We start from the raw sequence: 19,321 nt of genomic DNA on the forward strand, positions 1-19,321 counted from the left end.
CTGGAAACTCAAACGCAAGATCAGTATCTTTACCGTACCAGAGGTTCTAGGGTTTCCCCATGAGTTGAGCTCCCCTGGGAATGAGTTTGCCCAGATCTGCAAGATCCCCAAATAGAGATTGTGGCGCGGGCTACGGAACCGAATTCACGAATTTGCTATACAGAATCCGGCCACACGACACAGATGGTTTTGCCATGTTGGTGACCCAGCATCCTGTCTTTCGGCGCTTTTGGTACCCGGTGATGCCCCTCAGCCGATTGGAGCAGGGATCCCCGCAACCTTTCGAGCTGCTGGGGGAAAAGATCGTCCTTTGGCTGGACGAGGCCGGACAGCCAAAGGCAGCCGCAGACCGCTGCTGTCATCGGTCGGCTCAATTGTCCAAGGGGATCGTTGGCAACGGCCACCTTCGCTGCCCCTACCATGGCTGGGAGTTTGATGGCACGGGAGCCTGTGTCAAGGTGCCGCAACTGCCGGATCAGGCCCGCATCCCAGAGAGCTACCGCATTCCCGCCTATCTCTGCCAGGCCCGCTATGGCTATGCTTGGGTGTGCTTGCATCCCCAGCCTCTACGGGGGATCCCGGTCATCCCGGAAGCTGAGGATCCCAGTTACCGGCTCATCCACGAGTTCTACGAACGCTGGGAATGTGCCAGCTTGCGCATCTGCGAGAACGAGTTCGATGCCGCCCACATCAGCTTTGTACACCAGAACACCTTTGGCAGTATGGAAGACTTGGTACCCAGCCACTTCGAGGTCGAGGAGCTGGACTACGGGATCCGCACCCGCACAGTGCTCGGTGTAGCCAACCCAGAGCTGCAACAAAAAAACCTGGGCATTGCTGCCGCCAAAACCGAGCGCACCACCACTTCAACCTGGCATTTGCCCTTCACCAACCACCTTCACATCCGCTACCCCAATGGCCGCAGCCATGTCATCGTCAACATCCCCACCCCCATCAACGACCGAGCCTCCCAAGTGGTGCAGTTTTGTTTGCGCAACGACACCGAAGCCGATACCCCAGCCGCCGAGGTTATCCGCTTTGACCGGGCTGTAACTTTGGAAGACAAAGCCATTTTGGAGACCACGGATCCCGACGTGCCCCTCACCCTCAGCACCGAACAGCACATGCTCACCGATAAGCCCGGGATCCTGATGCGCAAGCAACTGGCGGCTCTGCTTAAAGCCCACAGCAGCTCCTCAAACCAGATTTTCTAGGCTGCGGGTGCCAGCGTAGCGGCTGTAGGCGTAGATCAACCCCAGGGTGAGGCCGGTGACCAAAAAGCTGAGGGCCGCCCCGAAGGGATAGTCCAGGCTGGAGCCAAACTGCAACTGAATCACATTCCCGATCAACAGCGTTTTGCTGCCCCCCAACAGATCCGGCACTACGAACATGCCGAAAGCCGGGATCCCCACCAGAATGAGGCCCGCCGCCAGTCCAGGCAAGGTCTGGGGCAGAAGCACCCACCAAAAGACCTGCCAACCCTTGGCATAGAGATCCCGTGCCGCTTCCGCCAGCCGCCAATCGATGCGCTCCACCGCCGTGTACAGGGGCAAGACCATGTAGGGCAAAAACGTGTAGACCATGCCCAGATAAACCGCCAGCCAACTGGGATACAGAGCCGTTTGCGGTGGGATCCAGCCCAGCCAGGCCGCCAAGCGAGCCGGCCACCCTTCCGGGGCCAGCACCACCATCCAGGCATAGGTGCGGATCACCAGGTTCGTCCAAAAGGGCACCACCACCAAGGTGAGCAACAGATCCCGTTGTCGGGGTGGGTGGGCGGCAATGAAGAAAGCCAATGGGTAGGCCAGCAGCACGCAAAAAAAGGTGGTCACCCCCGCCACCAGCAGGCTGCGGCCCAAGATCTGCCAGTAGATGGGCGTCCATCCCAAGGGGCCAAAGCCGAGAATGCGCAGATAGTTCTCCAGGGTCAGGGGCAGTTGAATCTGGCCAAACTCCCCGCGGCTGAGAAAGCTGCACACCAACAGCAACAGCCCCGGCAGCACCAGAAAAAACATCACCCACAGCACCCCTGGCCCAGCAAAAATTAGGCTGCGCCCCAACTCCTGCCAAGGGGTGAGCAGCTCCCCAAATCGCACCTGGGCTTGGCCAGGGATCCACTTGCCCACAGGAGATGGCAGCTTCAACATCCAGTCTCCTCCTGACGGGGATCCGGTCGCAAACGGATTAGGCTTTTCGGGGGTAGGTGGGCCACCAGCGCTGCGCCGATCTCAAACCCTGCATCCTCAATATCGGTGTTGAGGGCCGTGGCCTTGAGCTGCTGACCTTGGTTTGTCCGCAACAGGTATTGGTTCTCAGCCCCAGTGTAGATGAGGTTTTCCACCCGCACCGGCACCTGGTTGGGCAGCAGATCCCAGCCGCTGCGAGAGAGCTGGATCTTTTCCGGGCGAATAGCCAATTGCACCGGTTCCGAGCTGGCCGGGATCCCCAAGACCTTCAGCTTTCCCAAGGGCGTATCCACACAGTCCGTCCCACAGGCGATCCCCTCGATCAGGTTGCTGGCCCCTAAAAAGTCGGCTACGAAGGCCGTCGCCGGGCGCTCGTACACCTCATCGATAAGGCCCACTTGCTCAATGCGCCCTGCCCGCATCACCGCCACCCGGTCGCTGGTCACCAAAGCCTCTTCTTGGTCGTGGGTAACGAAAATAAAGGTCATGCCCAGGCGGCGCTGCAACTCGCACAACTGCACCTGAAGCTGCTTGCGCAACTTGGCATCCAACGCCGACAGCGGCTCATCCAACAAGAGCACTTCCGGCTCGTTCACCAAAGCCCGAGCCAAGGCCACCCGCTGCTGCTGTCCCCCCGACAGCTCATGGGGCTTCCGCTTGGCCAGAGCTGCAATCTCCACCAATTCCATAGCAGCCGCTACCCGCTTGCGCAGAGCTTCTCCCCGCACACCCCGCATGCGCAGGCCGAAGGCGATGTTGTCCTCCACCGTCATAAAAGGGAAAAGGGCATAGCTCTGAAACACCGTGTTGACGTTGCGCTTGTGGGCGGGCAGGTGGCCTACCGGGCGACCTCGAATCACCACTTCCCCAGCATCGGCCATCTCCAGGCCGGCCAGGATGCGCAGCAGGGTGGTCTTGCCACAGCCGGAAGGGCCCAGCAGGCCGAAAAACTCCCCCCGCCGGATGTTCAGCTCAATGCCATTGAGAGCCACAAAATCGCCAAAACGCTTGTGGAGGCCGGTTACTTCCACATCCCAGTCGGGATCCGGGAGGGTAGAAATACTGGAGATGACACCCGCGATCACAGTTGACAGCGCTGATAAAACCATCTAACCCAGTATGCAAGTCTCCGAGAAAATTGCAGTTATCCTCCACACCCGGGGCACAAGTTCCAGGCCAAGCCCTGCAACCGGGGATCCCTGGCCGTAGCCTTTCCAGATGGGAAACGTTGGGAAGAAAGGACTCCGTCTCGCTATCGCGAACGGCCCCATAATAGGGTATGCATGGGTTGCTGCCAAAACAGCTCCTGCCCCGGCCCTCAATAGGTATCAGGGATGGGATCCTCAGGCGGCGCAGGCTCTTGCATGGGCCAGACCCAATCCGTGAGGTCTTGAGAGGGGATCCCTTCCGGTAGCAGCCCATGGCAGCGGGAGCGAAACAGACAACTGTTGCAGCGCTCAGTGTGGGGGGTCATGGGAAAGTCTTGCGCCTCCAGTTGCCGCAGGTGGTTCAGAGTGGCTCTTAGGTGGGCCAGGTCTTGCTCATAGGCGGCGGCGCTGTAATACCGGTGGAAGGGCTGCTGCGGATGTTGCACATACCAAAAGGTCAGTTGCACCTGCTCTGGCTCAAAAGGGCCTTCCAGGGGCAACTGCTGAGCTACCTCGCAGAGCAACAGAGGGTAGAGGCGCACCTGCCAGTCTTGGGCCAACTGTTCATCGCGAGGACGTTGACGCTCAGTTTTCCAGTCCAGGATGTGCAGGGATCCGGGGATAATCACCAGCCGATCCAAACGGGCTATCAACTTAAAGCCCTCAATCCGTTGCCACAGGGGCAACTCCGCCAACACCCGTCCCTGGGGATGGGCATGGGGACTGGCCAAAAACACCTGCCACCCCTGCTGCACCACTTCATCCAGGGCAGACAAACGCGGCTCCACCTGCCGCCCGCGGCTGTGCCACTCCACCAAACGGTGAAACTGCCGTCCGCGCCTCTGCTCCAGCTCGTGCTCAAAAACACTGGCAGCGGGCCAGATCAACCGCTCCAGGTACACATAGCGAAACAGGCGGGGGCAATGGTCCAGCAAGGCCAGCGAAGAGGCGGAGAGGTTGACCTGCTCAAGACTCAACCTCTCCAGAGAAGGGGCAGCAGGGATCCCAGACAAAGTGCTCCGCACCGCTGTCGCGAAGGGGAAGAGCTGGCAAGAGGGGGCTAAGTTCCACTGCTCTCAGGATACCCCCACCGCCACCAGGGGTCGCCCAGCGGAGGAGCTCATTTCCAACCTGCTCCAAATTTCCATCCTGCTGCTCCGCAACGCTTGCGCAGAAGGGCGTGGGCGGGATCTGGACTGCAACCGCCCGCTGGAGCTGGGATCCCTGTCGGGATGGCTAGACCCGGAACCGTCTGTGGTTGCGCTAGGTTCCTACCGGGCTTGCCCAGACCCAGACGGCGACCATCCCATCCCAAAGCAACAGAAGCAGAGCAAAACATCCAAGAAGGCCGTACATCCAAGGCTGAACGTAGGGGCGCAGCCCGTCAATCTCCAGTTGAGCGTGCCGTCGAATCTCAGCCAACAGCTGCTTGAACCTGGTCACCCGCATCGGCAAAAGTACGCGATCCCCCCCTCGGCTGACCAAGTAATACACCATACCACCCTGGCTGGTGGAGCGGGGCTCAATGCGCTCGATATCGGCCCACCGGATCTGCCACTCCTGCCGCACAAAAGGCGGCACCCAACTGGGGTAGGTGGCCTGCATGCCCTCTTCGTCCAACTGAATCTGCTGGCTCAGGGATCCCAGGACTACCCCCCATCCCAGCAGCAGAGCAATCCAAAGGGATCCCAGCTCAAGAGGTGTTGCCTGTTGCCGAGCCAGCAGGATGGGTAGGGGCAGAACCAGTCCCCAGTACAGAGCCTGCACAGCGCAGCGAATTAAGGGAGAGATGGGGAAGGTCATCGTCGGCAAGATGAGGCTGGCTTTATCAAACTTAAGATAGCGCTAGATAGCGCTAGATAGCGCTTAAAAAGGCACCTCCTCCTCCAAGGACTCCGTCCCGCTGAGGCGAACGGCAAGCTGAGAAGACTGCTCACGCCGGTAGGACGGATTCCTTACTGCATTGGGAAAGTCTACGGGATGAGGACTCCGCCCCGCTGACGCGGACGGCTCTGCTCCTGTTGGCGAGCCGTAGGTCTCACCGGAGAGCAGGTCAGGGGATCCCTCGGCTTCTATAGCCTCTATTGAGGAGAGCTCTTCCGTGGATCCCGTCACGTCAGACTCCAACACCCCTTCCAAATCCACCAAGCTGCCGTTGAAGTGGTCGGCAAAACGGCGGGCAATCTCCGCCAGCTCCTGGGTTAGCTCGAAGGACTGCCCACCGTGCAGGGTGTCGCGGCGCTCTGCACGACTTGGAGAATCGGTCGCGACAGCGGTGCGGAGCACTTTGTTCGCACCGGCAGGAAAAAGTCCTTGGGTTGCCAAGCCGGCCACCTTGGGGCCACCCATAGGATTGTCCCGCTCAGGCTCTGGCGAAGGTGGGCTGGAGTCAGAAGGGGAATGTTGCTGTCGCCGGGCAAGGCCGTGGCTCTGCGGTTCTGCTCTGGGCTCCCTTGAGGAAGCACGACTGTTGGTGCTATCGCTCTGCAACCCCGGCGTGGTGACAGGATCTGGGGGGGCGGGGGGCAGGTCTGTTTCTCGGCTGAGCAGTGCCGAGGACTCCGCACCGCTGACGCGAATGGAAACATGCGGCCCGCTGGAGCGCTGCACAATCAAGTTGAGCTGCACAGGGCGCTGCAGCAGGTTGTGGAGCACCGACCGCAGTTCGGCTTCTTTGCTGCGCACTTTTTCCACCAGACCCTTGCTGGGAAAGGCGAGGGTAATTGCTTCAGGAGTCTCTTGGTGCAGGTGGCCGGATCCCATCAGAGCCTTGGTGAGGGGAGAGAGGCGCTTGAGGAACTCGTCCCAGTGGGGGCGCAGCAGCTTGACTGTGGCGGCGTCCCTTGCCGGTTCTCTGGGCTGCTCCGAGGACTCCGTCCGAGTAGCGCGATCTGCCTTCTGGCTCGACGCAACAGCAGGGGAGGCTGAAGGCCCAACAGTTAATTCATCTATCTCACCAACAGTTGATGGGCTTGATGGGCTGATGGTCGCAGCAGGGGCCGGAGGGGCTGTCCCGTCCGGGGGAGTTCTCTGGGGTGCAGGAGATAGGTCAAGGGCTGGGAAAGGACTCCGTTCCGCTGAATCCTCAGCCACCATGCTTGGGCGCAGCTGGCCCAGCAGATCCACTAGGGCAATTTCCAACCACAGTTGGGGCTGTCCGCTTTGACGAATTTGCGGCTCACACTGGCGCAGATGGCTCTGGGCTGCCAGCAGTATCTCCACCGAGTAGCGAGGGGCCCGTTGCTGCAGGGCTGCCCAGGTGGAGTCCGTTACAGCCACCAACTCCCGTTGCTGGGGGGCTGTCTTGACCAGCAGCAGATCCCGGTAAAGGGCCACCAAGTTCTGCAACAGGGCTAAGGGCTCTTTGCCCCGCTCCAACAATTGCCGAGTTTGGCTGAGCACCGCCTGCACATCCTGAGCCAGCAGCGCATCCATCAGAGCCAAAAGCTGCTGTTCCGGGATCCCGCCCACCAAGTCCCAAACGGCTTCAGGGGTGATGGATCCTTCCAAGAGGCTGAGCTGGTCCAGCAGGCGTTCGGCGTCCCTCAGGCCCCCTTGGGAAAGTTGGGCCACCAGTTGCAGCGCCTCCGGCATGATAGGGATCCCTTCTTGGGCGGCGATCTTGCCCAGGTGGGCCACCATGGCGTCGAGGGGGATGCGGCGGAAGTCAAACCGCTGACAGCGGGAAACAATGGTGGGCAAAACCCGCTGCGGGTCAGTGGTGGCCAGGACAAATACCACGCGGGGGGGCGGCTCTTCAAGAGTTTTCAGCAAGGCGTTGAAGGCCGCATTGCTGAGCATGTGGCACTCGTCGATGACATAGACTTTGTAGCGGCTGTTCACCGGGGCAAACTGGGCCCGCTCGATCAGCTCGCGGATGTTGTCTACGCCGGTGTTGCTGGCCGCGTCAATCTCGAGAACATCCAGGGAGGCTCCCGCAGTGATGGCGCGGCATTGGCTGCACGCCTGGCAGGGATCCGGCGTCGGCCCCTGTTCACAATTCAAAGACTTGGCCAAGATGCGGGCGCTGGAGGTTTTTCCCGTGCCCCGCGGCCCGCAGAACAAATAGGCAGGCGCCACCCGCCCCAGCCGGATGGCATTGGCCAGCGTTTGCACCACCGCTCCTTGGCCGACCACATCGGCAAAGCGCTGCGGGCGGTATTTTAAATGCAGGGGTTCATAGTTGCCAGCGGTGGCCATTTCCGGGATCTCCAAGCAAGCAGCGCCCCAACCGGAACCGCGCAAGAGCTCTGCTCTGCTGACGCGATCCCACCGGGGCTCCCCTATTCTGGCTTCTCGATGGCGGGATCCCTCCCTGCCCATCAAGAGCAGGGCTGGACACCAGGGGGGGAGACCGGCAGAGCTTTTGTGCTCCGCTCCGCTGAGGACTTGGGATCCCGGCGACGCAGAGAGGGAAGCTGGATCCAGCCGGGCGAGTCGAGCTGATCTATGTGCTGCACGCGGTAGCTGAGCTGATACACCTCCTTCCTGAGCTGGCGATTCTCTGCCTGGATGGCGGCGATGCGCTGGCGGATGGGCTGCAGGCGGGCTTGCAGCTTGCGCCGGTAGAGCTCTGGCAACTCTTGAATCATCTGCTCCAGCAACTGCTTCTCTTGGTAAAGCTGCTCAATCTCCGCCTCATAGCTGCGAATTTGCCGGTGTTGCTTTTCTTGGCGCAGCTCCAGAAGGTCTACCTGGCCCTGCAAGATGCGATTGCGCTCTCGCAAAAGCTGGATTTCCTGCTCCCGCGCAGCCAGAGCTTGGGCAAACTCCGTCTTGCCGATGCAACCTGCTTCCTGCATCGTTTCTCCCTCAACCCATCCGTACATGGATACCAAGGGATCCGTCCCACCAGACCCTACCCGTCACTGTATCCGGCCCGCGGGGGTGAGGCAAATGGCCTCTGGCCCGCCGACGCCAAAGCTTGCTTCACCTGGGCTTCCAGCTCAGCCAGGGATCCGGAGTTGTCCAGCACCACATCGGCACGGCGCACTTTTTCCGCCAAAGGCCACTGGCTGGCGATGCGAGCTTCGATTTCTGCCGGTGTAAGAAGATCCCGGCAAGCAAGGCGTTGCCGCTGCTGCTCTGGAGTGCAAGTCACCACCCAAATTTCATTCACCCACCCCTGCAGGTGGGCTTCAAACAGCAACGGGATCATCAGACAAACGGTTTGGGATCCCTGCCCAGAAGAAAATCCTACCCCGCTACGCTTTTGGGAGGCAGGCTCTTCCTCAAGCGGCACCCCATGGACTTTAGAGCTCTGCTCCGCCAACGCGGACAGAAAATCTTGCAGTTGAGCTCTAACGAAAGGGTGGATTTGGGCCTCTAGCCAAGCCCGCTCAGCGGCATCTGCAAACACGATCTGGCCCAACCGCCGGCGATCCAGATCCCCGGAGGGTGTTTGGATGGCCTTCCCATAGCGTTCCAGTACCCGCTCGCGAATGGGGGATCCCACCGCCAAGGCCTGGCGGGCCATTTGATCTGCATCGGCTACTGGGATCCCGTGCTGCTCCAGGATGCGGGCCACCGTGGATTTGCCCGTGCCCACTCCGCCCGTCAGGCCGATGATCCTCATCGAGCTGTAGGCCATAGTCAAGAAGAGGCCGCTGGTGCGGCCATTGCCGTTTGCGCTACTCGGACGGAGTCGTTAGAACGGTGCTCTGCAGAAGCGGGCAAGGGGGAGCTGGGCGGCAGCAGGCTATACTCAAAGCCCTCCACCAAGGCCCGACAGGAGGCCTCGATGATGTTGGTGGAAACCCCCACCGTTGTCCAACGGCGGTGACCGTCGCTAAACTCCACCAGCACGCGCGTTTTGGCCGAGGTGCCGGCCCGCCCATCCAAAATGCGCACCTTGTAATCAGACAGGTGAATCGCCTCCAGTTGGGGATAGAACTCCAGCAGCGCCTTGCGCAACGCCCCATCCAGAGCGGCCACCGGCCCATTGCCTTCCGCCGCCGTCACCCGAGTCTGCCCCTGCACCGCGATTTTCACCGCTGCCAACGATTGCACATCCGTTGCTTCGCCACTGGGATCCCAATCTTTGCTGTTCCAATCGGAGCGTGTGGTGGTCGTCACGTTGAAGCTGAGCACTTCAAAAGGATGGGAGCGCTGACCCAACAACCCCCTCACCAACAGCTCAAAGCTGGCCTCAGCCGCCTCAAACTGGTAGCCCTGCAGCTCCAAAGTTTTCAGCCGCTCCAAAATCAAGCGCACCTGCGGATCCGACTTCTCCAGCCGGATCCCGAATCCGGCCATTTTGTGGAGGATGTTGCTCAGCCCCGCCTGTTCCGAGACCACAATGCGGCGACAGTTGCCCACTTGCTCCGGGGCGATGTGCTCGTAGGTGAGGGGGTTTTTCTGAACGGCGCTGACGTGGATCCCGCCCTTGTGGGCAAAGGCCGATAGGCCCACAAACGGAGCATGGTCATCCGGGGCCAAATTGACCACCTCGCTGATGGAGCGGGAGATCTCCGTCAGGTGCTGCAGCTTCTCTCGCGGCAGACAGCGATAGCCCAGCTTCAGTTGCAAGTTGGGAATGACGCTGCACAGGTCGGCATTGCCGCAGCGTTCCCCATAGCCGTTGATGGTGCCCTGCACCATGCGCGCCCCTGCCTGCACCGCCGCCAGGGCATTGGCCACAGCAGTGCCGGAGTCGTTGTGGGTGTGGATCCCTAGGGGCAAGTGCTGCAGGTGATGGGATTCTGCCAAGACAGCTGCCGTGATCGCCGCAATCTCGTGGGGCAGGGATCCGCCGTTGGTATCGCAGAGAACCAGCCACTCCGCCCCCGCCGCCGCCGCTGCCGCTAGGGTTTGCAGGGCATAGTCGGGGTTGTGGCGGTAGGCGTCGAACCAGTGCTCGGCATCGTAGATGACCCGCCGCCCCTGGGATCGCAGATAGGCAATGGTGTCGCGGATCATGGCCAGGTTTTCCTGCAGCGTGGTGCCCAGGCCCTCGGTGACGTGGAGATCCCAAGACTTGCCGAAGACGGTTATATAGCGGGTGCCCGCCGCCAAAATGGCCTGCAGCATGGGATCGTCTGCCGCCCGCCGCCCCGGCTTGCGGGTAGAACAAAAAGCCACCAGCTCGGCTTGCTCTAGGGGCTCTTCCCGCATCTGCCAGAAAAACTGCACATCCTTGGGATTGGCTCCTGGCCAGCCCCCTTCAATAAACGGGATCCCCAGCCGATCCAACAGCTTGGCAATCTGTAACTTGTCTTGCACCGACAACGATAGCCCCTCTCGCTGGGCCCCATCCCGCAGTGTGGTGTCGTAGAGAGTGATGGTGGCTGAGCAACCCAGATCAATCTTCATATCGCATCAGTTTCTTGTAAAAGGCGGTGGAGAAATCCGGCTGTTGTCCGCGCTGCACCAAAGAGACGACATCAATCAGATAATCCACAAACTCGTAGTTGGCAATGGAGAGCTGATAGGTGAGATCTGCATCCTGAGCAAAGATCACCTGAACCACCGTCAGATCCGAGGGCAACGGGGACATGTGCCAACTGGCCAAGAAGCGGACAGGCCCCTCTCCCTCGATGGCCCTCTGCCCTTCCAGGCTGGCTTTTTTGTAGAGGCCCACCGCGAGGGCTAGGTACTGTCGGCGGGCAACGGCGTAATAGGGCTGATAAACGGCCACTTCTGGCGGGCTGGCGGGTTCAAGTTGCAAAGCCATGGTGCGCTAGGAGAGGGGTACCGCTTTTTCTGATTTCATGAAGTTCTACAAAATGGGTGGGATCCCTATAACCAAGTAGATATCTCTGCATTGGCTGTAGCAAGTGTCGCCGGAAAAAGCTGTGAGGTCAATTGCGGCAGAGAACCCAGAAAAAATTATAAGGAGCCACTGCAACCCATTTTATTCAGCGTATCGCGAAGCGGTGCGGTTCCCGGTAGGGTGCCGGAGGCATATCACAATCGCGACAGCGGGTGAGCGGACTACGGATAGATTGCCCAATTGTCTACTTTTCCTTGAGGGATCCCGCATCCCATGCTGGGGAGAAGCGTTGGAAAGTCGGGGATCTCTGGGAAAGAATAGAAAGAGGGGGGATCCCTGCCCCTGATAGCAACCGGCTCTTCTCCTGCCGGCGGTGGCGAGATGGCATCCTTGCCTGGTTATCCAAACGCTTGGCATCTTCTGTCTTCATGAGCACAGCCCAAGGCCCAACCGCCTCTCGTCTCGACCCTCTCCCCCCCGGAGAGGGAGGAACAACGGCCAACCTCCTGCTGGAGTGGGATCCCGTCCTGCAGCACAAGTTCCAGCAGCTTGTCCAGATCTTCGCCGAGATGGAGCAGGTCTTGGTGGCCTACTCTGGGGGGGTTGATAGCAGCCTGGTGGCCAAGTTGGCCTGCGATCAGCTGGGGGAGCGGGCCCTGGCTGTCACCGCTGCTTCTCCTTCGCTGCTGCCCGAAGATTTGGAAGAAGCAATTCAGCAGGCTCGGCAAATCGGGATCCGCCATCAGATCGTCGAAACCCACGAGCTGGAGGATCCGAGCTACGCTGCCAACCCTGTTAACCGGTGTTACTTCTGCAAAAGTCACTTGCACGATACCTTGCGCCTGTTGGCCCAAGCCCAGGGATATAACCATGTGGTGGATGGTCTCAACGCCGACGATCTGGCCGATTACCGACCGGGGGCACAGGCAGCTCGGGAGCGCGGCGTGCGTTCCCCTTTGGCGGAGGTGGGGATGAGCAAGCTGGAGGTGCGGCAATTGTCTCGCCACCTGGGGCTGTCTTGGTGGGATAAACCGGCCCAACCCTGCCTCAGCTCTCGCTTTCCCTACGGGGAGGCAATCACCCCTGAGAAGCTGCGTCGGGTGGGAGCGGCGGAGCGCTACTTGCGCAGTTTGGGTTGGCGGCAGGTCAGGGTGCGCTCGGAGAAGGACACCGCCCGCATCGAACTTCCTCCGGATCAGATCGTGGAGTTTGTGCAGAAAACCAATCTGGAAGCGCTGGTCAAGGCCCTGCAATCCTTCGGCTATCTCTATGTCAGTCTCGATTTGGAGGGCTACCGCAGCGGCAAGCTCAACCGAGTCCTCAACCTTTCCCAGTTGGCCACAAGCTAGCGGGCTGGGGAAGCCGTAGGGGATCTGTGTTGAAGTTTTGCGCCGGGTGATTATGAGAGGGTTGCGGTTGCTCTGGCTCTGCTTGGGGGTGCTGGGGTTGGCAGTTGCCGGCCCTACTGCGGCTCAGGTGGAGTCCCAGAAGAAGGGGGGCGCTCAGCCCATGGATACGACTGACCTCAGCGCCGTTGCCGACCGAACGTTACGGCTGCGTTCTGACCGGCAAACCTTCGATCAACGGGCGGAAGTCTTCCAAGCAGAAGGCAATGTGGAGATGCGGCTGGGCCGCTCTGTGTTGCGGGCGGATCGCCTGCGCATTGAACTGCGACAGCGGCGGGCTGTGGCCGAGGGCAATGTTTCTATTCAACTGGATCGGCAGCGCATCCAGGGATCCCGGCTGGAGTACGACTTTGAGCAAGAGCGGGGATTTTTGGAAGAGGCCTTCGGGCAGGTGGATATTGGCCAGTTGCAGGCCAGTGGATCCCCGGCAGCCGCCCTCTCTCCGCAGCGGCTGGTGCGCTTTCGTGCCGTTCGCATCCGCTTCGATGCCACCACCTGGGAAGGAGAACAGGTGCGGCTGACCAACGACCCGCTGGATCCGCCGGAGTTGGAGATTCGTAGCCCACGGGTGACCTCCACCCTGCAAGCCGATGGTTCCAGCCTGCTGATTGCCGAGGCGGGGCAATTGGTTTTCGACCAGGTCTTGTTTCTGCCCCTGCCCATTCGGCTGCGCTTCGACTCGTTGAACCGTCAGCCTCCGGTCAGCATCTTCTACGATGATTTCGACAGGGAAGAATTGCGGCGCGGCTTGATCCTCCAGTCCAACATCGAGCTGCTGCGGGATCCCAATGTGAGCTTGGTGCTCTCCCCGCAACTGTATCCGCAGCGCCTTTGGGGCAGTGAGCAGGGCCTTTTGGATGGGATCGGGCTGCGGGCCGATTTGCGTTGGCGGCAACCGGAAGCCAACGCTCAAACCTCGCTGTTTGCCGAGCTGCGGGGGATCGTCTTCCAGGAGTTTGCTCAGCGCTTGCGAGCCCAGGTCGAACACCGCATCACCACCGGCGATGGCGGAGAAGTCGCCTACACCTACGCCTATCGGGAACGCTTCTTCAGCGGTCGCCTGGGGTTTCAAATTGTGGAAAACCGCCTCGGTGCCAGCTACCGCTCACCCACCCTCCGCCTGGGCAATACCGGCTTGGATCTCAGCTATCGCATAGCCGCTGACTACATCGATGCCTTGGGGCAGCCGGATGAAATCGACACGGATCCGGAGTTGGCCTTAGCCAACACCACCGACCGCATTCAGCTCTCCCGCCTGCAACTGGGGGCAACCTTGAATCGCTCCTTTCCCCTCTGGAGCCCTCCCAAGACGGCGGCGGATCCCCCACCCCGCTTTTCCGCTCTGCCCATCGAGCAAGGGATCTGGCTCAGCACCGGTGTGAGCAGCAGCCAGTCTTTTTACTCCAATGGCCGAGCCCAGAGCTATACTGCCGGCAGTATTGGTATCGATGCGGTGATCGGGGCTTTTGTGGCCGATACCTTCGACTACACCAACCTGAGGGTGACCTACTCCAACGGTTTTTTGGCCGGAGCCTCGCCATTTTTGTTTGACCGCATCACCACGCGGGAACAGCTCGTCCTGGGCTTTTTGCAACAACTGTACGGCCCGCTGCGGGTAGGGGCAGAGACAACGGTAGATTTGCAGTCGGGCCAACAGGTGGATGTCGTCTATCGCCTGGGCTACGACCGCCGCACCTATGGCTTTAGCCTGCAGTACAATCCGGTGCGCCAGTCGGGGGCTCTGGAGCTGCGGGTGGAGGGCCTGAACTGGGATCCCGGCCAATCCTCGCCGCAGCCGACGACGGGATCGAGGATCCAAGAGCCCTGATCCCCAAACTCCAAGGCAGCTTAAAAGTGTAGTCTTGACTACTACTCTGCGGAGATTTTCTATGAGAAATTGTCCCATATTGGGGAAAAATCCTAATTCAAATCTTCCTCGAATTGCAGAACCCTCTTGGAAATCGAAACAGTAAGGTAAAATACAGAAGTTATTTTTTCCAGGATTGATTTCTGCCAGTTGGGATCGCCGTATCGCAGACTACCGCAGTGATCCCCAGACGGTGTTAGGGTAGATGATAGGCTGAGCAAAGTGGGCTGGTAATCTGAATTATGCAAACACTCGATGCAATCCCCGATAAAAAACGAGCAGAGCGAATAACCTGTAGCTACATCAATGCGACCAGCTCCATTCAGGTGGTTCGCATCACGAATATCGAAAACTGGTACTTTGAGCGGGTGGTCTTTCCAGGCCAGCGGCTGCTGTTTGAGGCGGTGCCCGGAGCCAAACTGGAGATTCACACGGGTATGATGGCCAGCTCTATTCTGGCGGATACCATCCCCTGTGAAAAGCTGCGCGTTCGAGAAACGGAGCCGGTGACTGCGGGCGCCTAAATCCCCAGAGGCCAGGGGTGCGGACTAGGTTTCGCGGCCTTGCTGCCTTCTCTCCTCACTCTCTGGGCTGGGGGAAGGCTGAGGTGAGGGGCTGGCGGAGCGGCGGGGCTTGGGAGGTAGGGGGATCTCCAGGAAACGGGCGCTCAATCTCACCAGGCTGGTCTCTTGGGGCGGCCAAGGGATCCCCAACCAACGGGCTGTGAGCTCCAGCAAGCTGGGGGGTGGTGTCGGGGTAGGAGTTGGTGTTGGTGATGGGGTGGGATAGAGATCCAGGCGCGGTGGCCGTGGGGTGCTAACCCGAAAAGCATCGGGGGGCGGTTGGGTCAGAGGTACATTCGGATCCCCGCATCCCAGCAAGCCCAGCCCGCCAGCAAGCAACAGGCCGTACAATTTTCGAGTGCCTCTGCTGCCCATGAATACGCTGCTGGACACCTCTAACAGGGTATCATCGGGATCCCAAGGCTCTGAGCTGGGCTTGCAAATCTTCCTCCAGCACAGATAGCTGGCGAGCCAAGGTCACGTAGCGGTTGGCGGTCAGGTTTTTGGCGGTAAACTGCTCCAGCAGTTGCTGATCCCGGGCAACCATTTGGTTGAGATACTGAGCCACAGAGGCTTGTGGATCCTCGATCAAAGCTCGGCACACCTGTAGGGCCATCACCAGTTGGGCCCGCACCTGCAAAAACAGCGACTGGATGTACTTTTGCTCAGCCTCGCTGAGTTGCCGAAAATCCCGCCAATGCTGCCCCCCCTGCAGGGATTGTTGGAGCTCGTTGACCCAGTGGTTGTAGTCTTTTACTTTGCGGGCCAGATCGGTGGCAAACTTCATCACCTCGGGGGTGCTGTTGAGCAGATGGGCTTCCTGCCAACGCTGGCGGATGCGATGCAGGCTTTTTCCCAAGCGCAGGCTGACTCTCAGGATCCCCAGCACGAGCAGCAGCAGGATCCCGGTAGCTGCGGCATAGGACACCCAAGAGCCGGGATCCCGCATCCCCAAGAAGATGACCAAGGCTATTGCCACCCAACCAAAGGCCAGCATGCCCCAGAAGCGTAGCCGCTGTTGCTGCAAACGCAGGTACTCTGCCCGCAGATCAAAGGCCTCGCAGCAAGCGTCCAGATCGGCGGCCATGAGCTGGCGAAACTCGTCCGCGGAGATCGGTTCCACACTAATCATCGAGGGCACCCTTAACGCAAGTGGATCGAGGCCAAACGGCATCAAGACCTGCCCTGCCAATCACGGGCAGCTTCCGTGCTTTCTTGTAGGGGCTCCAGGGTTTCGCTGGCCGGAACCACCATCAACCCATACCCTCCGCTGCGGCAAAAATCGACGATCTCCTGCGTGTCAAAGCGTTCTGCCACGGGCTTGGGCAGTCCCTGTTGAGCCAACCGCTGCGCATATTTTCTTGCCGCAAACGAGCTCTCGAAAGCAATGACGATATCTTGACCCCCAACCTGGCGCGTGCAGATTCCCTCCTGCCCATTGGCTTGGTAAAGCAGCACAATCACCTGGGGGGGCAAGTCCTCTGGGCTGACCCAAGACAAACCCTTCTCAGCCTGGGATCCCCCGCTGAGCAATACATCCCGCGCCTCATTCAGCCGCGCCAGTTGCGCCTCTAGCAAGGGTCTTTGTCGCTCGTCCTCCAGTTCTGCGAGGGCAGTACTGAGGGTTTGGTATTCCTGAAACAGTCGCCCCCGGATCTGCCGCTCGGTTGCGTCCGGCGGAAGGTTGAGAATCTGAAGGGCTTCGGCGGTGTTCATCATGGGCTCTGATTTATTCAAAATCATTGCCTAGACTAGCTGCTTTGAGAGTCTCTGGAGAGAAATTCTCCCATGACCGTGGCTGCTCGTTTTCTCGGCCAGAAGAGAGGGTGGACTCACCGAGTGTGGCGATGATGACTTCCATCTTGGGGCTGCTCAGCAGGGGAATTGACCTGGGGTTGGTCAGATAAAGAGGGAAGGGGAAAGCCCAACTCAAAAGCCTCTCGTGCCAGCAAAGCCAGCAGAGATGGATTCAACTGGGCGCGTTTCACCCGCTCCTTGAGGCGATTCCACAGGTGTGCTCGGTGGATGCGTTCCAACTCTTCTCGCTGTTCACGTATCATGTTGTTCCCACCTCTCTTGTATCAATCCTAACTAAGCAACAGGGGAGCTGGTGTCAGGGAACTTTGATGGATTTTAGGAGATGGGATCCTCATTTTCTCCGAGTTGACCCGCCGGGATCCCTGGAGTTGCCAGCAGGGAACACCATTCACATCTGTAATTTCTTGTGTTGCAGCAAGCCCGTCTTCGGAATGTACAAGGGCGGGATCCGACAGTTTTTCTAGGGACATTTTGGGATCCCTGCGCGCCTTAGAGGTCTTCCACACAGGGAACTGCGGCCTTGACAGGGCCAGCTTGCCCCAATCTATCCAAAAAATGCTGCAGGAGCTGAAAACCGGGTGGGTTGAGGCTGTAGTAAATCCAGCGGCCCTGCTGGCGAGCATTGACCAATTTCGCATCCCGCAGGGTTTTTAGGTGAAACGAGAGCTTGGATTGGCTCACCTTCAGCTCCTCGCAGAGATCACAAACACACAACTCACGCCCCTGCAGCAGTTGCAGCACACGCAGGCGAATCGGGTCAGAGAGGGCGTGGAACCCCGCCCGCACCTGCTCATCTGTCAAATTCCCCTCTACCTCAACCAGGAACGAAACCATCATTCAACCAGGGTAGCAGGAGTTTTGCGCTCCAGTTGTCGATCAGTTGGACGGCAGGGAAAAGGCGCAACAGTCAACCGGCTCAGCGACGGTAGGTCAACCGCGCTTGAAGATAACACTGCCAACATTCCGTTGCCAACTTTGTGTTCTCTTTAACGTTTCTTGTTGCTGCCTTCACAAGCTCTCCACAGTTTCGCTGAAATCAATCACTGGGATCCGTTATGCGAGAGACACAGTTGCACCGGCTATGGCTGGTGTTGCTGGAAAAAGCTGCTTTGAATCATCTGTTGAAAAGCCTGGGCTGCTCGCGAAGTGTGCAGAACCCTCGCGAGAGCATCTACAAACGGCTCATCAATCTTTTGCCAAGACGGAGACGTTAATCCCGACACAGGGATCCAATACGAGCTTGGCAGGTGGCGATTTCTTGGGGGGTGAGGTTGTCCCAATTGACGTCGCGGCGCAGCACCAAGCCATTATGCCCAGTGATGAAACGGGGCAGCTCTGCTTGGTCGATCACGCTCAGATCCCGCATGTGATAGGTAGTGTAATAGGTAACATCTGGGCTCTCGAAATCCACGTCGATAAGGGTGAGGGTCTTGCGGGGGGGCAGAGGGCTGCCCAAGAGGGGACGAGGGCCAGAGCCGAGAATGCCGCAGTGAAGCAGTTGCAGTTGCCCTTTGTGGCCAGGGTAGTAGCCGTGGTCGTGGCCGCTGATGTAGGTGTGGACGCGGTACTTCTCCAGCAGAGCCCGTTTGGCATCCGCCTCCAGCAGCACTTCTCCCGGATCGTCGCGCCCGACGGTGATGGCGTAGAGGGGCAGATGGCCGATGACAATGCGCAACTTGGCCTTCTGAGCCCGTTCGCTGGCCAGAGCCGCTTCCGCCCAGGCCATTTGTTCGGGCGGGATGTAATTGCAGGTGGCATCCCAGACTAGGTAGAACACATCGTCTTTTTCAAAGGTGTAGTAGAAGGGAAAGTCCCCCCGATCCACAAAGTTCAAACCTGGGTCGTGGGCCGGATCGTTCCAAAACTCGCGGGCCAGATCCCGTTCTTTTTGAAAGAGAAAGCCGCCCCGCGTGGTGCGGGCACAGGAAGCATCGTGATTGCCCAAGGTAAAGCCGTAGGGAAGTTTGGCCGCACGGATTGGGCCAGCCACATGCCGGTCGAAGGCTGCCCACATGGCGCGAATGCGCTCCTCCGACAGGCGGGGATCCTGACCGGCCACCATATCTCCTCCTCCCAAAACAATATCCGGCTGAAGATAGGGGATGAGGCCGATGCCCCGATCCACCTCTGGGTCGTATTCCACCGAGCCGTAGATGCCGTTCATGTCACTGATGACCAAGAGGCGCAGATCTCGGCGGGGGGGGATGTAGAGGCCATGGGGGGCATCTGGATGGGGGACGACGGTGGGGGTGGGCTGGGGGGTAGGAGAGGGGAGAGCGGCTCTAGGGGATCCCATCCCTGGGGCTAGATGAGAGGGCTGCTGCCGACTGGCCCAATAGGCTCCTGCCAATCCACTGCTGCTGGCCAACCCCAACAAACCCAGAATTACCTTGCGCCGCTGCATGATCTTTGCCCCCAACACTCCAGCGGTATTGTAGAAAATCAAAAGGCTGATGTTGGGCTCTTCCATCTGCGCACGGCCTGGACTCGGCTCGAAGATGGCTATGCGCGGCAGCTCTTGTAGAGTTCGGGGTGTTTTTTGAACAACTGTTGACGCACAAATGCTACCTTGGTAGAGATGAGCAACTACCTATCTCAGACTCGGTATGACTTGAGGTTTTC

19 protein-coding genes are annotated in these 19,321 nt (G+C 59.5%); 4 read left to right on the top strand and 15 right to left on the bottom strand.

The window, feature by feature from the left end:
* Positions 1 to 194 precede the first annotated feature (194 nt).
* Positions 195 to 1,214, top strand: a complete 1,020-nt coding sequence (locus tag ACVWZG_RS02375) for an aromatic ring-hydroxylating dioxygenase subunit alpha (protein WP_457405519.1) — start codon at positions 195 to 197, stop codon at positions 1,212 to 1,214.
* On the opposite strand, the gene ACVWZG_RS02380 is transcribed toward ACVWZG_RS02375, so the two are convergent.
* The 9 genes from ACVWZG_RS02380 to ebsA form a co-directional block, all read right to left on the bottom strand.
* Positions 1,197 to 2,147, bottom strand: coding sequence for an ABC transporter permease (locus ACVWZG_RS02380; protein WP_414342559.1), 951 nt, complete (start codon positions 2,145 to 2,147; stop codon positions 1,197 to 1,199). The genes ACVWZG_RS02375 and ACVWZG_RS02380 overlap by 18 nt on opposite strands.
* Entirely contained in the window at positions 2,141 to 3,295 is a 1,155-nt protein-coding gene (locus ACVWZG_RS02385; RefSeq protein ID WP_457405521.1) for an ABC transporter ATP-binding protein, read from the bottom strand. Before ACVWZG_RS02385 ends, ACVWZG_RS02380 begins: the two co-directional genes overlap by 7 nt.
* 209 nt (positions 3,296 to 3,504) lie before the next feature.
* Positions 3,505 to 4,359 carry a PD-(D/E)XK nuclease family protein gene (locus tag ACVWZG_RS02390; protein WP_457405523.1) on the bottom strand — a complete coding sequence of 285 codons (855 nt, stop codon included), beginning with the start codon at positions 4,357 to 4,359 and terminating at the stop codon, positions 3,505 to 3,507.
* 238 nt (positions 4,360 to 4,597) lie between these two features.
* The gene (locus ACVWZG_RS02395) at positions 4,598 to 5,137 is read right to left on the bottom strand and encodes a hypothetical protein (protein ID WP_457405525.1); all 540 of its coding nucleotides are present in this window, start codon (positions 5,135 to 5,137) and stop codon (positions 4,598 to 4,600) included.
* Positions 5,138 to 5,200: 63 nt separating this feature from the next.
* The gene (locus ACVWZG_RS02400; protein WP_457405580.1) at positions 5,201 to 7,534 is read right to left on the bottom strand and encodes a DNA polymerase III subunit gamma/tau; all 2,334 of its coding nucleotides are present in this window, start codon (positions 7,532 to 7,534) and stop codon (positions 5,201 to 5,203) included.
* 122 nt (positions 7,535 to 7,656) lie between these two features.
* Positions 7,657 to 8,136: a hypothetical protein gene (locus tag ACVWZG_RS02405; RefSeq protein ID WP_011432929.1), complete on the bottom strand. Its 480-nt coding sequence runs from the start codon at positions 8,134 to 8,136 to the stop codon at positions 7,657 to 7,659.
* Between the two features lie 56 nt (positions 8,137 to 8,192).
* Positions 8,193 to 8,909 (bottom strand): dephospho-CoA kinase, encoded by a 717-nt coding sequence (gene coaE / locus ACVWZG_RS02410; protein WP_457405582.1) that lies wholly within the window; start codon positions 8,907 to 8,909, stop codon positions 8,193 to 8,195.
* Positions 8,910 to 8,926: 17 nt separating this feature from the next.
* Positions 8,927 to 10,645 (bottom strand): citramalate synthase, encoded by a 1,719-nt coding sequence (gene cimA, locus ACVWZG_RS02415; RefSeq protein ID WP_457405527.1) that lies wholly within the window; start codon positions 10,643 to 10,645, stop codon positions 8,927 to 8,929.
* A complete protein-coding gene (ebsA, locus tag ACVWZG_RS02420; RefSeq protein ID WP_011432932.1) occupies positions 10,635 to 11,006 on the bottom strand; it encodes a type IV pilus biogenesis protein EbsA in 372 nt (123 codons plus the stop codon). Before ebsA ends, cimA begins: the two co-directional genes overlap by 11 nt.
* Before the next feature lie 467 nt (positions 11,007 to 11,473).
* Here ebsA and larE point away from each other — a divergent pair, with 467 nt between their 5' ends.
* The 3 genes from larE (at position 11,474) to ACVWZG_RS02435 (ending at position 14,842) form a co-directional block, all read left to right on the top strand.
* On the top strand, positions 11,474 to 12,394 hold the full coding sequence (gene larE / locus ACVWZG_RS02425) for an ATP-dependent sacrificial sulfur transferase LarE (protein ID WP_457405529.1): 921 nt from the start codon (positions 11,474 to 11,476) through the stop codon (positions 12,392 to 12,394).
* Between the two features lie 52 nt (positions 12,395 to 12,446).
* Positions 12,447 to 14,279, top strand: a complete 1,833-nt coding sequence (locus tag ACVWZG_RS02430) for a DUF3769 domain-containing protein (RefSeq protein WP_457405532.1) — start codon at positions 12,447 to 12,449, stop codon at positions 14,277 to 14,279.
* A 278-nt stretch (positions 14,280 to 14,557) separates the two neighbouring features.
* Entirely contained in the window at positions 14,558 to 14,842 is a 285-nt protein-coding gene (locus ACVWZG_RS02435) for a DUF1830 domain-containing protein (RefSeq protein WP_457402739.1), read from the top strand.
* 24 nt (positions 14,843 to 14,866) lie between these two features.
* On the opposite strand, the gene ACVWZG_RS02440 is transcribed toward ACVWZG_RS02435, so the two are convergent.
* The 6 genes from ACVWZG_RS02440 to ACVWZG_RS02465 all read right to left on the bottom strand — a co-directional run bounded on the left by ACVWZG_RS02440 (position 14,867) and on the right by ACVWZG_RS02465 (position 19,103).
* Positions 14,867 to 15,256 carry a hypothetical protein gene (locus ACVWZG_RS02440; protein ID WP_457415177.1) on the bottom strand — a complete coding sequence of 130 codons (390 nt, stop codon included), beginning with the start codon at positions 15,254 to 15,256 and terminating at the stop codon, positions 14,867 to 14,869.
* 31 nt (positions 15,257 to 15,287) lie between these two features.
* On the bottom strand, positions 15,288 to 16,013 hold the full coding sequence (locus ACVWZG_RS02445) for a hypothetical protein (RefSeq protein WP_457405535.1): 726 nt from the start codon (positions 16,011 to 16,013) through the stop codon (positions 15,288 to 15,290).
* Positions 16,014 to 16,054: 41 nt separating this feature from the next.
* Positions 16,055 to 16,624 carry a DUF3110 domain-containing protein gene (locus ACVWZG_RS02450; protein ID WP_414343197.1) on the bottom strand — a complete coding sequence of 190 codons (570 nt, stop codon included), beginning with the start codon at positions 16,622 to 16,624 and terminating at the stop codon, positions 16,055 to 16,057.
* A gap of 89 nt (positions 16,625 to 16,713) precedes the next feature.
* Entirely contained in the window at positions 16,714 to 16,941 is a 228-nt protein-coding gene (locus ACVWZG_RS02455; protein WP_457405538.1) for a hypothetical protein, read from the bottom strand.
* Positions 16,942 to 17,188: 247 nt separating this feature from the next.
* The gene (locus ACVWZG_RS02460) at positions 17,189 to 17,533 is read right to left on the bottom strand and encodes an ArsR/SmtB family transcription factor (protein ID WP_457405583.1); all 345 of its coding nucleotides are present in this window, start codon (positions 17,531 to 17,533) and stop codon (positions 17,189 to 17,191) included.
* 376 nt (positions 17,534 to 17,909) lie between these two features.
* On the bottom strand, positions 17,910 to 19,103 hold the full coding sequence (locus ACVWZG_RS02465) for a metallophosphoesterase (RefSeq protein WP_041437268.1): 1,194 nt from the start codon (positions 19,101 to 19,103) through the stop codon (positions 17,910 to 17,912).
* Positions 19,104 to 19,321 lie beyond the last annotated feature (218 nt).

The sequence above is a fragment of the Thermostichus sp. OS-CIW-33 genome, assembly GCF_054059615.1.